This window comes from Lapillicoccus jejuensis (assembly GCF_006715055.1).
Lineage (GTDB): Bacteria > Actinomycetota > Actinomycetes > Actinomycetales > Dermatophilaceae > Lapillicoccus > Lapillicoccus jejuensis.
On record NZ_VFMN01000001.1, the window covers coordinates 4,265,161 to 4,279,711 of the forward strand.

At 75.1% G+C, this 14,551-nt stretch carries 16 protein-coding genes; 6 read left to right on the forward strand and 10 right to left on the reverse strand.

Annotated features, from left to right (window positions below; all coding sequences use genetic code 11):
- Window positions 1-5 precede the first annotated feature (5 nt).
- The 4 genes from ybeY to FB458_RS19815 are packed head-to-tail and all read right to left on the reverse strand — an operon-like array spanning window position 6 to window position 2,863.
- Window positions 6-482 carry an rRNA maturation RNase YbeY gene (gene ybeY, locus FB458_RS19800; RefSeq protein WP_141850007.1) on the reverse strand — a complete coding sequence of 159 codons (477 nt, stop codon included), beginning with the start codon at window positions 480-482 and terminating at the stop codon, window positions 6-8.
- A gap of 20 nt (window positions 483-502) precedes the next feature.
- The gene (locus FB458_RS19805; protein WP_141850008.1) at window positions 503-1,588 is read right to left on the reverse strand and encodes a PhoH family protein; all 1,086 of its coding nucleotides are present in this window, start codon (window positions 1,586-1,588) and stop codon (window positions 503-505) included.
- 19 nt (window positions 1,589-1,607) lie between these two features.
- Window positions 1,608-1,970: a histidine triad nucleotide-binding protein gene (locus FB458_RS19810; protein ID WP_141850009.1), complete on the reverse strand. Its 363-nt coding sequence runs from the start codon at window positions 1,968-1,970 to the stop codon at window positions 1,608-1,610.
- A 20-nt stretch (window positions 1,971-1,990) separates the two neighbouring features.
- Window positions 1,991-2,863: an oxidoreductase gene (locus FB458_RS19815; protein WP_141850010.1), complete on the reverse strand. Its 873-nt coding sequence runs from the start codon at window positions 2,861-2,863 to the stop codon at window positions 1,991-1,993.
- A 112-nt stretch (window positions 2,864-2,975) separates the two neighbouring features.
- On the opposite strand from FB458_RS19815, the gene FB458_RS19820 reads away from it, so the two are divergent.
- The 3 genes from FB458_RS19820 to FB458_RS19830 are packed head-to-tail and all read left to right on the forward strand — an operon-like array spanning window position 2,976 to window position 5,458.
- Window positions 2,976-3,806 (forward strand): helix-turn-helix domain-containing protein, encoded by an 831-nt coding sequence (locus FB458_RS19820; protein WP_246061408.1) that lies wholly within the window; start codon window positions 2,976-2,978, stop codon window positions 3,804-3,806.
- Between the two features lie 57 nt (window positions 3,807-3,863).
- Window positions 3,864-4,409 (forward strand): RNA polymerase sigma factor, encoded by a 546-nt coding sequence (locus FB458_RS19825; RefSeq protein WP_141850012.1) that lies wholly within the window; start codon window positions 3,864-3,866, stop codon window positions 4,407-4,409.
- On the forward strand, window positions 4,406-5,458 hold the full coding sequence (locus tag FB458_RS19830; RefSeq protein WP_141850013.1) for a Gmad2 immunoglobulin-like domain-containing protein: 1,053 nt from the start codon (window positions 4,406-4,408) through the stop codon (window positions 5,456-5,458). Before FB458_RS19825 ends, FB458_RS19830 begins: the two co-directional genes overlap by 4 nt.
- Window positions 5,459-5,474: 16 nt before the next feature.
- On the opposite strand, the gene FB458_RS19835 is transcribed toward FB458_RS19830, so the two are convergent.
- From FB458_RS19835 to hrcA, 3 genes are read right to left on the reverse strand one after another with little or no spacing between them, the layout of a single operon-like run.
- A complete protein-coding gene (locus FB458_RS19835) occupies window positions 5,475-6,221 on the reverse strand; it encodes a 16S rRNA (uracil(1498)-N(3))-methyltransferase (RefSeq protein ID WP_141850014.1) in 747 nt (248 codons plus the stop codon).
- A 21-nt stretch (window positions 6,222-6,242) separates the two neighbouring features.
- Window positions 6,243-7,376: a molecular chaperone DnaJ gene (gene dnaJ, locus FB458_RS19840; protein ID WP_141850015.1), complete on the reverse strand. Its 1,134-nt coding sequence runs from the start codon at window positions 7,374-7,376 to the stop codon at window positions 6,243-6,245.
- 46 nt (window positions 7,377-7,422) lie between these two features.
- Window positions 7,423-8,457: a heat-inducible transcriptional repressor HrcA gene (gene hrcA / locus FB458_RS19845; protein ID WP_141850016.1), complete on the reverse strand. Its 1,035-nt coding sequence runs from the start codon at window positions 8,455-8,457 to the stop codon at window positions 7,423-7,425.
- A gap of 159 nt (window positions 8,458-8,616) precedes the next feature.
- Here hrcA and FB458_RS19850 point away from each other — a divergent pair, with 159 nt between their 5' ends.
- Window positions 8,617-9,519: a DUF3097 domain-containing protein gene (locus tag FB458_RS19850; protein WP_211356105.1), complete on the forward strand. Its 903-nt coding sequence runs from the start codon at window positions 8,617-8,619 to the stop codon at window positions 9,517-9,519.
- Window positions 9,520-9,639: 120 nt separating this feature from the next.
- On the forward strand, window positions 9,640-10,047 hold the full coding sequence (locus tag FB458_RS19855; protein WP_141850017.1) for a DUF4870 domain-containing protein: 408 nt from the start codon (window positions 9,640-9,642) through the stop codon (window positions 10,045-10,047).
- A 27-nt stretch (window positions 10,048-10,074) separates the two neighbouring features.
- Here FB458_RS19855 and hemW read toward each other — a convergent pair whose 3' ends face one another.
- Together hemW and FB458_RS19865 are read right to left on the reverse strand one after the other, a co-directional pair.
- Window positions 10,075-11,310: a radical SAM family heme chaperone HemW gene (hemW, locus tag FB458_RS19860; RefSeq protein WP_141850018.1), complete on the reverse strand. Its 1,236-nt coding sequence runs from the start codon at window positions 11,308-11,310 to the stop codon at window positions 10,075-10,077.
- Window positions 11,311-11,338: 28 nt separating this feature from the next.
- Window positions 11,339-12,577 (reverse strand): MFS transporter, encoded by a 1,239-nt coding sequence (locus tag FB458_RS19865; RefSeq protein ID WP_141850019.1) that lies wholly within the window; start codon window positions 12,575-12,577, stop codon window positions 11,339-11,341.
- A gap of 98 nt (window positions 12,578-12,675) precedes the next feature.
- On the opposite strand from FB458_RS19865, the gene FB458_RS19870 reads away from it, so the two are divergent.
- Window positions 12,676-13,668 carry a tyrosine-protein phosphatase gene (locus FB458_RS19870; RefSeq protein WP_246061409.1) on the forward strand — a complete coding sequence of 331 codons (993 nt, stop codon included), beginning with the start codon at window positions 12,676-12,678 and terminating at the stop codon, window positions 13,666-13,668.
- A gap of 9 nt (window positions 13,669-13,677) precedes the next feature.
- Here FB458_RS19870 and FB458_RS19875 read toward each other — a convergent pair whose 3' ends face one another.
- The gene (locus FB458_RS19875) at window positions 13,678-14,436 is read right to left on the reverse strand and encodes an SDR family oxidoreductase (protein WP_141850020.1); all 759 of its coding nucleotides are present in this window, start codon (window positions 14,434-14,436) and stop codon (window positions 13,678-13,680) included.
- Window positions 14,437-14,551 lie beyond the last annotated feature (115 nt).

Sequence of the window (14,551 nt, forward strand, 5' to 3'; positions counted from 1 at the left end):
GCCCCTCAGGAGGTGGGCCGGCCGCGGCCGGCGAGGAAGGTGAGCAGCAGCTGGCGCTGGAGCTCGAACATCTCCTTCTCCTCCTCCGGCTCGGCGTGGTCGTAGCCGAGCAGGTGCAGGATCCCGTGCGTCGTCAGCAGGAGGAGCTCCTCCTCGGTGGTGTGGCCGGCCTCGCGCGCCTGGGCGGCGGCGACCGACGGGCACAGGACGACGTCGCCGAGGACACCCTCCTCGGGGTCCTCGTCGTCGTTGCCGGGGCGCAGCTCGTCCATCGGGAAGGACATGACGTCGGTCGGGCCCGGCAGGTCCATCCACTGCACGTGCAGGGTCTCCATGGCCGGCTCGTCGACGAGGGTGATGGCCAGCTCGGCCTGCGGGTGCACCCGCATCTCGCGCAGCACGTAGCGGGCCAGGTCGACCAGCTCGACCTCGAGCCCGTCCTGGACCGGCTGGTCGGTCTCGTTGAGGACCTCGATGCTCATCGCTTCACCGCGCGCCCGGGTCAGCGTCGCTCGGCGGCGCGGGCGGCGGCCCGGCGCTGCTCGCGGTTGCCGGCGGCCGCCTCGCGGGCGTCGTACGCGTCGACGATCGCGCTGACCAGCCGGTGCCGGACGACGTCGACCGAGGTCAGCTCGGAGAAGTGGATGTCGTCGACCCCGTCGAGGACGTCGCGGACCTGGCGCAGGCCCGATGTCGTGCCGCTCGGCAGGTCGACCTGGCTGATGTCGCCGGTGACGACCATCTTCGAGCCGAACCCGAGGCGGGTGAGGAACATCTTCATCTGCTCGGGCGAGGTGTTCTGCGCCTCGTCGAGGATGATGAACGCGTCGTTGAGGCTGCGACCGCGCATGTAGGCCAGCGGGGCGACCTCGATCGTGCCGGCCGCCATCAGCCGCGGGATCGACTCCGGGTCGACCATGTCGTGCAGGGCGTCGTACAGCGGGCGCAGGTAGGGGTCGATCTTGTCGTTGAGCGTGCCGGGCAGGAAGCCGAGCCGCTCCCCCGCCTCGACCGCCGGGCGGGTGAGAATGATCCGGTTGACCTGCTTGGCCTGCAGCGCGGCGACCGCCTTGGCCATGGCCAGGTAGGTCTTGCCGGTGCCGGCCGGGCCGATCCCGAAGACGATCGTGTGCGCGTCGATCGCGTCGACGTACCGCTTCTGGTTGAGCGTCTTCGGGCGGATCGTGCGCCCGCGGCTGGAGACGATGTTCATCGTCAGCACGTCGGCGGGGCGCTCGCGCTCCTGGTCGCGCAGCATGGCGATCGAGCGCTCGACGGCGTCCCGGTTGAGCGGCTGACCGGCGTCGATGATGACGAGCAGCTCGTCGAGCAGCCGCTCCACCAGCGCCACCTCGCCGCGGTCGCCGGTGAGGTGCAGCTCGTTGCCGCGCACGTGCACGTCGACGCGCGGGAAGGCCCGCTCCATCGTGCGCAGCAGCTCGTCGCGGGGGCCGAGCAGCGTGACCATCGCCACCGAGGGCGGGATGGTCACCGTGTGGGTCGGCGTGTGGGTCGGCGTGCGGGTCGGCGTCGTGGCCGGGGCGGGTGTGGTCGCGGGTGGGACCGGCTGGTCGGAGGCGTCAGTCATCTCGCGCCCAGTCTACGGCTCACCCGGGCGGCCACCCGAGGTCGCGGCCGCCCAGCAGGTGCAGGTGGGCGTGGAAGACGGTCTGGTGGGCCCGGGACCCGGTGTTGGCGACCAGCCGGTACCCCTCGTCGGCGACGGCCGTGCCGTCGTGCCGCTCCTCCTCGGCCACGGACCGCGCGAGCGAGACGGCGTCGGCGAGCTCCCCGGGGTACTCGGCCAGCTCGGCGAGGTTCGCCACGTGCCGGCGCGGGATGACGAGCACGTGCGTCGGCGCCTGCGGGGTGATGTCGCGGAAGGCGAGGGACAGCCCCGTCTCCCGCACGACGTCGGCGGGAACCTCGCCGGCGAGGATCCGGCAGAACAGGCAGTCGTCGTCGGCCATGGCGCCACTGTAGGCGCCCCTCAGCCGCCGAGGGCGTCGAGCTCGGCGACCTCATCGGCGGGCAGCGGCTCCAGTGCGGCGGCGACGTTCGCCTCGAGGTGCGCCACCGACGACGTCCCGGGGATGAGCAGGACGTTCGGCGAGCGCTGCAGCAACCAGGCCAGCGCCACCCCGAGGGGGCTGCGGCCCAGCCGCGCGGCCACCGCGTCGAGCGCGTCGGTCTGCACCGGCGAGAACCCGCCCAGCGGGAAGAACGGGACGAAGGCGATCCCCTGCCGCGCGGTGAGGTCGACGAGGGCGTCGTCCTCGCGGCGCGCGAGGTTGTAGAGGTTCTGCACGCACACGACCGGGGCGATCTGCTGCGCCTCGGCGAGCTGCTCCGCGGTCGCCGCGCTGAGCCCGAGGTGGCGCACGAGGCCCTCGCGCTGCAGCTCCGCGAGCGCACCGAACGGCTCCGCGAGCGAGCCCCCGGCCGGGTCGCTGCCGTGGTCCCCCTGCCCGCGCAGGCGCAGGTTGACGACGTCGAGCACGTCCAGCCCGAGCGTGTCGAGGTTGCGGTGCACCTGCTCGCGCAGCTGCTCGGGGCGCAGCGCGGTGGGCCAGCCGCCGTCGGCGTCGCGCACCGCCCCCACCTTGGTGACGACGTGCACCCCGTCGGGGTACGGCGCCAGGGCCTCCCGGATCAGCTCGTTGGCCACGTCGGGCCCGTAGAACGCGGCCGTGTCGAGGTGGGTGATGCCGAGCTCGACGGCGCGGCGCAGGACGCGGACGGCCTCGTCGCGGTCCCGCGGCGGGCCGAGGACACCCGGCCCGGCGAGCTGCATGGCGCCGTACCCGATGCGGGTGAGGTGCAGGTCGTCGGCGAGGCGGTAGGTGGTGTGCGGATCGGTCATGGGTCCACCCTGCGCCGGCCCGCGGCGGCGGGGCAGTCCCCCGCCGCTCCTGGGACCGGCAGGACCAGGATCGCGCCCGTACGGCGCCCCGCCCGGCCCCTACCGTGGGCGGGTGAGCACCCCCAGCCCGCTCGGCGACCACCTGCGCGCCCGCCGCGCCCTCGTCGACCCGCAGGACGTCGGGCTGCCCGGCGGCGGCCGACGGCGCACCCCCGGCCTGCGGCGCGAGGAGGTCGCGATGCTCGCCGGGATCAGTGCCGACTACTACCTGCGCCTCGAGCAGGGCCGCGACCGCCACCCCTCGGCGCAGGTCCTCGACGCCCTGGCCCGGGTGCTGCGGCTCGACGCCAGCGGCACGGAGTACCTGCACGGGCTGGCCGGCGGGCCGACCCGCACGACCCGCCGTCGCGACCGCCCCGTGCCGGTCGGCATCCGGCAGCTGCTCGAGTCGGTCAACCTGCCCGCCTTCGTCGAGAGCCGCCGCTTCGACGTCCTCGCGACCAACGAGCTCGCCGCGGCGCTGCTCGGGCTCCGGGTCGGGACCAACCGGCTGCGCACCTTCTTCCTCGAGGAGGCCGACCGCTCGCTGTTCGTCGAGTGGGACCGGCAGGCGGTCTCCTTCGTCGCGGGGTTCCGCGCGTCGGTCGGCACCTCGGACGACCCCGAGGTGGCGCGGCTCGTCGGCGACCTCTCGCTGCGCTCGGAGACCTTCCGGCGGCTCTGGGCCCGGCACGACGTCGTCCCGCTCGCCGGCGGGGTGAGCCTGCTGCAGCACCCGCTCGTCGGGCGGCTCGAGCTGCGGCGCGAGAAGCTGCCGCTCGCCGACACCGACGGTCAGATCCTCGCGATCTACCACCCGGAGCGCGACTCCTCCTCGGCCTCCGTGGAGGGGCTCGCGCTGCTCGCGTCCCTCACCAGCAGCGGCGGGGTCGCCACCGGCTGAGCCGCGTGTCAACCGCCGAGGGCGCTCGCGCGTCGTGACGTCGTGAGAACGTCAGTCGTGGCCGAGCGGCGGCACCGGAGCCTACCCGCGGCGTCGGACGACGCGTTCGCGGACCTGTACGCCGCGCACTGGGCCGGGCTGGTCCGGCTGGCCTGGCTGCTCGTCCACGACCAGGCCCGCGCGCAGGACGTCGTCCAGGACGTCTTCGTCGCCAGCTGGGACCGTCTCGCCGAGCTGCGCGAGCGCGGCACGGCCCTGGCCTACCTGCGTCGCGGCGTCGTCAACCGGTGCACCTCGGCGCACCGCCGGCGCGGCACCGAGGACCGCTGGCTGCGGACCGCCGCCGGCGGGGAGGACGACCCGGCGACCCGGACCGTCCCCAGCGCGGAGGACCTCGCCGTCCTCCGCGAGGAGGGCGGTGCCCTCCTCCTCGCCCTCGCCCGGCTGCCCCGCCGGCAGCACGAGGTCGTCGTCCTGCGATACGCGAGCGACCTGTCCGAGGCCCAGGTCGCCGAGCTCCTCGGCATCTCCGCCGGCGCCGTCAAGTCCCACGCGCACCGCGGTCTCGCGGCGCTGCGCGACGTGCTGGGAGGCACCCGATGAGCACCCGACGCGAAGACCGCCCCCTCGACGGCCCCCTCGACGCTGACGAGCTGGCCTCCCTGGAGGGGGCCGCGCGCAGGTCGCTCGGCGCGGCGACGGACGGGCTCACCCCGCAGGACCGGTACGACGACATCCGCGCCGCCGCGCTCCGGTCCCGCCGCGGCCGACCCGGGTGGGTCTGGCCGCTCGCCTCGGCCGCGGCCGCCGCCCTCGTCGCCGTCACCGCCTGGGGGCTGTCCCGTCCCGACGCCCCACCGCCGGTCGTCGGCGGCCCGACCTCCCGCCCCACGACGGCGAGCGCGACGGCCCCGTCCGCGACCACGGCGTTCCCGGCGTACTTCGTCGAGCAGGTGGCGGGGACGTCGTACGGGCTGGTGCGGGAGTTCGTGCCGTCGACCTCGACGGCGCGGCTCGGCACCGCCGACGGCGCGGCCGCTGCGGCGCGGCTGTCGATGACCGCGACGCCGGCGCACGCCACCGGGACGGTCGTCTCCGCGTGGACGCCGGGAACGACGCTCACGGTCACGCTGCAGGGCGGGGAGGCGGACGTGCTGCTCTCCCGCGCCGGACGGACCGGCCTGACCGCCGACCAGCAGCGGCTCGCCGTCCAACAGCTCGTGTGGGCGGTCACGGCGGGGCTGCAGCGCACCCTGCCGGTCGGCGTCGTCGTCGCGACCGGGGGGAACGTGTTCGAGTCCGTGCCGGCCGGGGTGTTCGAGCGACCGGCCCCCGACCAGGCCTACCGCGACGTCGCGCCGATCTGGGTGGACTCGCCGACCCAGGGGGCGTCGTACCCGAGCGGGGCGCCCGTGACCGTCACCGGGCGGTCGTGCACCGTCGAGGCGGCGGTGTCCTGGGTCCTGCAGCAGGGCGCGACGACGGTGCGGTCGGGGCACACCACGGCCTCGAGCGGCTGCCCGGTCCAGGGCGGCTGGTCGGTCGCGCTCGGCCCGCTGCCGGCGGGGGCGTACACCGTCCACGTCCGCGAGCTGTCCGCCGAGGACGGCGGCGTGCGCGGCGACCAGCAGGTGACGTTCACGGTGCGCTGACCCGGTCCGGGCCGGCTCAACGCCAGCGGCCGCGGGCGTTGAGGACCGCGAGCGCGGCCGGACCGGCGCTCGAGCTGCGCAGCACCTCCGGGCCGAGCCGGACCGCACAGGCCCCGGCGGCCTCGAACGCCGTCAGCTCGGCGGGCGTGATCCCGCCCTCGGGACCGACGAGCAGGACGACGTCGCCGGCCGCGGGGAGGTCCACCGTCGCCAGCGGCATCGTCGCGTCCTCGTGCAGGACCAGCGCCAGCGCCGCGCCCTCGACCCGCAGCCGGGCCCCGGCGGTCCGCACGACGGGCTCGACGAGCGGCACCCGGCCCCGGCGGGACTGCTTGGCCGCCGCGGTGACGACGGACTCCCAGCGCTCGCGACCGCGCTCCTCCTTGGCCCCGCGCCACTGGACGATCGAGCGCTCGGCCTGCCAGGGCACGACGACGTCGACGCCGAGCTCGGTCGCCGCCTCGACGGCCTGCTCGTCGCGGTCGCCCTTGGCCAGCGCCTGGACCAGGACGAACCGGGGCGCCGGCTCGGGGACGACCTCGAGCAGGGTGAGGCGGACGGCGAGACCGCCGTCCCGGCTGGCCTCGACGACCTCCCCGGTCCCCCGGCGGCCGGCGCCGTCGCTCACCAGCACGATCTCGCCCACGCCCAGCCGCACGACCTGGACGGCGTGCCGGGCCTCGGGACCGCTGACCCGCACGACGTCGCCGACGCCGGCGGCGCCCCAGTCGGCGGGGCTGAGCAGGAACAGGCGCTGGGTCACGGTGGCCCTCCGGTGGTCGGCTCAGTGGGCCCGGAACGCGTCCTTGAGCTTGCCGAGCAGCCCGCCCTTCTCGACCGAGCTGAGCCGGCCCTCGGGACGCTCCTCGCCGCGCAGGGCGGCGAGCTGGCGCAGCAGCGCCTCCTGCTCGGGGGTGACCCGGGTCGGGGTCTGCACGTTGAGGTGGACGACGAGGTCGCCTCGGCCGGAGCCGCGCAGGTGGGTGACGCCGAGCCCGCGCAGGGTCTGGGTGTCCCCCGCCTGCGCGCCGGCGACGACGTCGAGGTCCTTCATCCCGTCGAAGGTCTGCAGCTTGAGCGCGGTGCCGAGGGCGGCGGCCGTCATCGGCAGCTCGAGGGTGACGTGCAGGTCGTCCCCGCGCCGGACGTAGGTCTCGTGCGGCCGGACGGCGACCTCGACGTACAGGTCGCCGGCGGGGCCGGCACCGGGGCCGACCTCGCCCTCGCCGCGCAGCTGGATCCGGGTGCCGGTGTCGACCCCGGCGGGGACGCGCAGCGTGAGGGTGCGCCGGGTGCGCACGCGACCCTGGCCCGAGCACTCGAAGCACGGGTGCGGGATCGTCGTGCCGTAGCCCTGGCACGCCGAGCACGGGCGGCTCGTCATGACCTGGCCGAGGAAGCTGCGCTGCACCGACTGGACCTCGCCGCGGCCCTGGCAGACCGAGCACGTGACGACCGAGGTGCCCGGCTGCGTGCCCTCGCCGTGGCAGGTGCCGCAGGCGGCGGCGGTGTCGAGCGCGACCTCCTCGTCGGAGCCGAAGACGGCGGCGGCGAGGTCGATGTCGAGGCGGACGAGGGCGTCCTGACCACGCTGCTGGCGCGGCCGCGGGCCGCGTCCCGCCCCGCCGGTCGCGGCGCCCCCGAAGAAGGCGTCCATGACGTCGCTGAAGCTGAAACCCTGGCCGAACCCGTCGCCGCCCCCCGTGGCGAACGGGTCGGCGCCGAGGTCGTAGGCCTGCTTCTTCTGCGGGTCGGACAGGACGTCGTACGCCCGGGAGACCGTCTTGAACTGCTCCTCGGCGTCGGCGCCCTGGTTGACGTCCGGGTGCAGCTTCCGGGCCAGGCGTCGGTAGGCGCGCTTGATCTCCTCGGCGGAGGCGTCGCGCTGGAGACCGAGGTCCTGGTAGTAGTCGCTCACGGGTGGGAGGTCCTATCGGTGGTGCGTGTGGTTCGCGGGTGTCGGGTCAGGGGGCGAGCAGCTGGGAGACGTAGCGCGCGACGGCGCGCACGGCGGCCATCGTCGTCGGGTAGTCCATCCGGGTCGGGCCGAGGACGCCGAGCCCGGCGACGAGCTCGGACCCGGCGGCGTACCCGGTGGAGACGACCGACGTGCCCGTCAGGCCCTGGTGCTGGTTCTCGTGGCCGATGCGCACGGCGACGGTGTCGTGGTCCTCCCCGAGGGTACCCAGCAGCCGCAGCAGGACCACGTGCTCCTCGAGCGCCTCGAGGACCGGGCCGATGGTCTGGGGGAAGTCGGTGCGCAGCCGCGCGAGGTTGGAGGTGCCGGCGAGGACGACGCGCTCCTCCCGCTCCTCGGCCAGGGCGTCGTCGAGGGCTCCGGTCGCCGCGCGGACCAGGTCGCGCTGGGCCACCTCGAACCGCTCGGGCAGGGCGGTGAGCCGCGCCGCGGCCTCGGTGAGCGGACGGCCGGACGCCTCGGCGTTGATCTCGGTGCGCAGGCGGGCGACGACCGCCTCCCCGTCGGCCGTCGTGAGGTCGACGTCGCCGGTCTCGACCGTGCGCTGCTCGACCCGGCCGGTGTTGACGATGAGGACGACCAGGAGCCGGCTCGGCCCGAGCGGGACCAGCTCGACGTGGCGCACCGTGGACCGGGTCAGCGAGGGGTACTGCATGACGGCGACCGACCGGGTCAGCGAGGAGAGCAGCCGCACGGTGCGGTCGACGACGTCGTCGAGGTCGACGGCGCCCTCGAGGAAGCGGCTGATCGCCGTCCGCTCGGCGGGGCTCATCGGCTTGAGGGCGCTCAGCCGGTCGACGAAGAGGCGGTACCCGGCGTCGGTCGGCACGCGCCCGGCCGAGGTGTGCGGGGCGTGGATCAGCCCCTCCTCCTCGAGGACGGCCATGTCGTTGCGCACCGTCGCCGCGGAGACACCGAGGTGGTGTCGCTCGACGAGGGCCTTGCTCGCGACCGGCTCGGACGTCGCCACGTAGTCCTGCACGATGGCGCGCAGGACGGCGAGCCGTCGCTCCTCGCTCATGCCGCCTCCTGTCGCGTGCTGTCGCGTGCTGTCGCGCCCTGGTCCCGCGTCCTGGCACTCGTGCCGTCCGAGTGCCAATTCTACGCCGTCGACGGCGCCCCGCCGCAGCCCCGGCGGGTCGCCGACGTCCGGCGACCGCGGCCACCTAGCCTCGCCGGGGTGACTCCCCCTCCTCCACCCGCGACCCCGTACGGCGACCGGTACGGCGCCGACGTGCTCTCCGGCGACTGGAAGACGCCGAGGAACGGGCGCTCCACCGAGGTCGCCGCCGAGCCCGGCCTCGTCGTCGAGGACGTCGAGACCGGCTGGGTCGGCGCCGTCGTCCGCGTGGAGAAGGCCGGCGGGATCCACGTCGTCCACCTCGAGGACCGCCGCGGGCGCACCAAGGGCTTCTCGCTCGGGCCGGGGTTCCTCCTCGACGGGAAGCCGGTCGTCCTCACCCCGCCGGTGGCCGCCGCGCGCGAGCGGCTCGCCGCGGCCCGCCGTACGGAGTCGCGCACGGCGAGCGGGTCGGTCGCCGTCAGCGGGCAGCGGGCGCGGGTCGCCTCGGGCAGCCGGATCTTCGTCGAGGGGAGGCACGACGCCGAGCTGGTCGAGAAGGTGTGGGGCGACGACCTGCGGGTCGAGGGCGTCGTCGTGGAGATGCTCGACGGCGTCGACGACCTGGGCGCGGCCATCCGCGACTTCGGCCCCGGGCCCGGGCGGCGGATGGGCGTCCTCGTCGACCACCTCGTGCCCGGCTCGAAGGAGACCCGGCTCGTGCAGCAGGCGCTCGCGCTGCCGCAGGCCCGCGAGCACGTGCACGTCGTCGGGCACCCGTACGTCGACGTGTGGCAGTCGGTGCGGCCGGAGCGGCTGGGCTGGACGCAGTGGCCGGTCGTCCCGCGGACGATCGAGTGGAAGCACGGGATCTGCGAAGAGCTCGGCTGGCCGCACGCGACGCAGGCCGACGTGGCGCGGGCGTGGAAGCGGATCCTCGGGACGGTGCGGACCTACGCCGACCTCGAGCCGGCGCTGCTCGGTCGCGTCGAGGAGCTCATCGACTTCGTCACCGCCCCCTGAGGGTCGTCCCGGACGCGACCCTGACCGCACCCCGGACCGGGGTGTCGGACGGAACAGCGGCCGTCCGGCCGGCGTCACACTGCTGGCACCGTCCACCGACCCCTCGAACAGGAGCGCCCCATGTCCAGCGTCCCGCCCCCCGTCCCGCCGTACGGCGGCGCCCGACCGGCGATCAGCAGCGAGGAGCGCACGGCGAGCGTCCTCGCCCACCTGTCCGCGCTCATCGCCGCGATCGTCACCGCCGGCTGGCTCAGCTTCGTCGGCCCGCTCGTCATCTGGGCGATCTACAAGGACCGCAGCCCGATGGTCCGCCAGGCCGCCGCCGGCTCGTTCAACTTCAACCTCGGCCTGTGGGTGATGAACGTCGTCGCGTGGATCTGCCTGTTCACGGTGGTCCTCATCCCGCTGGCGATCATCCTCTTCCTCATCGCCAACGTCGGGATGGTCGTCTGGCACCTGCTGGCCGCCTACCGCGCGAGCCAGGGGCGCACGTACTCCTACCCCTTCCAGATCCGCATCCTGCACTGAGGCTTCCTGGAAAGATGCGTTCGGGGATCACACCCCGAGCAGGCGCCGCACCACGGTGTCGGCGAGCAACCGCCCGCGACGGGTGAGCACGACGCGGCGGTCGCGGACCGCGGACGTCCCGTCGACCAGACCGTCGGCGACCAGGCCGGCCACGGCCGGACGGCCGGCCGGTCGCAGGTCGTCGACCGGCAGCCCGTCGGCCAGCCGGACGCCGAGCAGGACCCGCTCGTCGTACCGCTGCTCGTCGGTGAGGACCTCGCGCGCCGCGGCCGGCGAGACGCCGGTGGCCAGCCGCTGGGCCCACCCGGCGGGGTGCTTGACGTTCCACCAGCGCACGCCACCGACGTGCGCGTGCGCGCCGGGACCGACGCCCCACCAGTCGCCCTCGGACCAGTAGCCGAGGTTGTGCCGGCAGCGGTTCGCCGGGGTGCGGGCCCAGTTGCTCACCTCGTACCAGCCCAGGCCGGCGCCGGTCAGCAGCTCGTCGGCGAGCTCGTACTTGGTCGCCTCGTCGTCGTCCTCGGGCGCGGGGACCTCCTCGCGCCTCACCTGCACCGCGAGCCGGGTGCCCTCCTCGACGACGAGCGCGTACGCCGACACGTGGTCCGGCTCGAGCGCGAGCGCGGCCTCGAGGCTGGTGCGCCAGTCGTCGACCGACTCCCCCGGCGTGCCGTAGATGAGGTCGAGGCTGACCTGCAGCCCGGCCTCGCGCGCCCACCCGACCGCGCGCGCGACGCCCTCGGGGTCGTGGGTGCGGTCGAGGGTCCGCAGGACGTGCGGGACGGCGCTCTGCATCCCGAGGCTGACGCGGGTGTACCCGCCGGCGGCGAGCGCCGCCAGACCGTCGCGGCTGACCGAGTCGGGGTTGGCCTCGGTCGTCACCTCCGCGTCGGGCGCCAGACCCCAGCGTTCGCGGATGCCGTCGAGGACGCGGACGAGGTCGCCGGCGGCCAGCATCGTCGGGGTGCCGCCGCCGACGAACACGGTGTCGACGGTCGGGGCCCGGTCGCCGAGGACGCGGGCGGCCAGGTCGAGCTCGGTGAGCGCCGCGTCGGCGTACGTCGTCGTGCCGGTGCCGGGCAGGCTGCCGTCACCGAGCTCGCTCAGCGTGTAGGTGTTGAAGTCGCAGTAGCCGCAGCGCACCGAGCAGAACGGGACGTGGACGTACATCCCGAACGGCGCCGTGCCCAGGTGGGCGAGGGCGGACCCGGGCAGCTCGCCCGTGGGCGGGGCGGGGTCACCGTCGGGCAGGGCGCTGGGCACCGGCCCAGTCTCCCCCAGGGGTGCGGCGTCATCCCGAGTGGGTGAGGACGCCGTACCGGGTCCGGGTGCGCAGGGCCCAGGTCGAGGCGGGCACGACGAGCACCCCGGCGAGCAGGATGATCCCGCCGAGCACGAGCCAGCCCGGACGGCCCCAGCCGATGCACAGCACCGCGACCAGCGGCGGCGCGGCGATCGAGGCCAGTGAGAAGGAGAGCCCGGCGAACCCCTGGTACTGGCCCTGCCGCTCGGCCGGCGCCAGCCCCATCTGGACGCCCCACTGGCCGCCGGAGCCGGTCATCTCGCCGACGACGTGCAGGCCGGCGCCGGCGAGGAGCAGGGCCACGGCGAGCCAGGCGGGCACCCCGCTCGCGAGCGGGATGACCGCGAACCCGGCCACGACCCAGACGCCGGAGCGGGCCATCAGCCGGGCGGCCGCCGGGACGGTGTCCGAGCCGCGCGCGAGGCGGACCTGGAACGCCGCGACGGCGACGGTGTTGACGAGCATCGTCGCGGCGACGACCCAGGTCGGCGCGGAGGTGTGGGTCGAGACCCACAGCGGGACGGCCAGCTCGATGACGAAGAAGTGCATCGAGTAGATGCCGACGAGGAGGGACACGACGGCGTACGGCGTGTCCCGCAGGACGGCGAGCCGCGGCTCGCCGACGGCCCGGGCGGGAGCGGGGGCGAGGTGCGGCAGTCGGCCGAGGACGAGCGCGGTCACGAAGAACGTCAGGGCGTTGACGACGAAGACGGCGAGGAAGGCCCAGCGGGTGTCGACGGCGAGGGCGAGACCGCCGAGGAGGGCGCCGAGCGAGATGCCGACGTTGGTCGTCGAGCGCAGGTACGCCTTGAACGCGACGCCGCGCCCCCCGGTCGCAGCGCGGGCGACGTACCCGTTGCGGACCGCCGAGGCACCGCGGTCCACGAGGGCCTCGAGACCGAGGACCACGACGAGCTGCCACGGGCTGCGGACCAGGGTGAGGCCCAGCGTGGCGACCCCGGTGAGAGCGATGAGGAGGCGCAGCACCTCGCGCGGGCCGCGGACGTCGCCGAGGTGGCCCAACGGGACCTGGGTGACGAGGGCGACCGCCGCTCCGACGCTGAGCGCGAGGGCGACCTGCGTGGCGGTCAGCCCGACGACCCGCGTGAAGTACAGCGCGGTGGTCGTCATGACCGCGCCGTTGCCGAGGGTGTTGACGAGGGTGGCGGCCGCGAGGACCCACAGGACCGGGTCGGTCGGGATGCCTCGGTGGGTCAGGCCGGTCACGGGCGCTCCTTAGATATCTTGACGTCAAGATATCTGACTCGGAGCGGTGATGGCCACCTGTTCCCGTCCGGGTCGGACGGGGCGCCTAGGGTCGGGACGTGACCTCCTCCGCCGCCGCCGAGCCGCCGTCCGCGCCCACCGCCGTCCCGTCGTGGCTCGAGCTCGACGGGGTCGTCAACATGAGGGACCTGGGCGGGCTCCCGGTGGTCGGCGGCGGCACCACCGCGCCGGGACGGCTCATCCGGTCGGACAACCTCCAGGAGCTCGGCCCGGCGGCGGTCCGCCACCTCGTGGACGACCTCGGGGTGACGACGGTCGTCGACCTGCGCACGCACGTCGAGGTGGCCAAGGAGGGCGACGGGCCGCTCGTCGCCGAGCCGGGGGTCGAGATCGTCCACCTGACGCTCTACCGCGAGGACAGCCCCGAGAGCGGGATCCCGGCGGCCGAGCGGGAGCTGCCGTGGAAGAAGGACCGCACCGTCGGGGACGCGGCCGGGGAGCGGGGCGCGTCGGAGGCATCCGCCGCCGCGGACGCGGTGGACGCCGCGGACTCCTCGGGCTCCTCGGACGCGACGGATGCGACGGATGCGACGGATGCGACGGATGCGACGGATGCGACGGATGTGACGGAGCGGCACGACCGGTTCTGGTCGCAGCACTACCTCGGGTACCTCGAGCAGCGTCCCGACCACGTGCTGGCGGCGCTGCGTACGATCGCGGACGCGCCGGGGGCCGTGGTGGTCCACTGCGCGGCCGGCAAGGACCGGACCGGGACCGTCGTCGGCCTCGCGCTGGCGCTGGCCGGCGTCGAGGAGGACGCCGTGGTCGCCGACTACGCCGCGTCCGCCGAGCGGGTCCCGCAGATCCTGGCCCGGCTGACCGGGCGACCGGCGTACGCGACCAACCTCGAGGGCAAGACGGTGGACCAGCAGTCACCGCGGTCGGACACGATGCGGATCCTGCTCGACACCCTCGACCGGGAGTACGGCGGCGTCCGCGGCTGGCTCGCCGCCCAGGGCCTCCCGGCGGACGAGGTCGAGCGGCTGCGCGACGGGCTGCGGACCAAGCTGGGCGTCCACCCGCCGGACTGAGCCCGGCCCTCAGCCTCCCGGGCGTGCGGCCCGCTCGGTCAGCCACGCCTCGAACGTCGTGTCCCCGACGCGCCACCGTCCGCGTGGCAGCAGCGCTCCCTCACGCATCAGGCGACCCGTCCGCCCGGGGAGCGGGAGCGGCACGACGCGCCGGTGCTCCCCGACGGCGCCGACGAGCCTGCGGCTGAGGTCCGGCAGCCGCGCGACGGCCGGGCCGCCGAGGTCAACGAGGCGACCCCGGGGTCCGCGCTCGACCGCGTCCACCAGGACCTTCGCGACATCCGCGGCGGCGACGGTCTGGCTGAGCAGGTCGGGCACCAGACTGGTGCGACCCACCCGGGCCACGTCGAGCATCTGCTCGGCGAACTCGTGGAACTGCGTCGCCCGCAGGATCGACCAGGGCGTCGGCCCGGCCCGTACGGCGGCCTCCTGCGCCACCTTCCCGAGGTAGTAGCCCGACGGCACGTCGTCGATCCCGACGATGGACAGCAGGACGTGGTGGCCGACGCCGGCGGCCTGCTCGGCGGCGAGCAGGTGGCCGGTGACCGAGGTGAAGAAGTCCTCCGCGACGGACCGCCGCTGCGTCGAGACGTTGGTGACGTCGACGACGGCGTCGACGCCGTGCAGCCGCTCGCGCAGGCCGTCGCCGGTGCTGAGGTCGACCCCGAGCGAGCGGGCGAGGGGGACGACCTCGTGGCCGCGGTCGTCGGCGGTGCGCGCGACGAGGCGGCCCACGGTGCCGGTCGCCCCGGCGACCCCGATCCTCACCTCCCCAGTGTGGGTGGCGGGGTCGGGTGCCGACGTGGGATTGGTCGACGACGGTCCGGGCGGCGGCCCGACAGGGACGTTCGTGCGACGGGGGCCTCCCTCTCGGCCCAGCGCA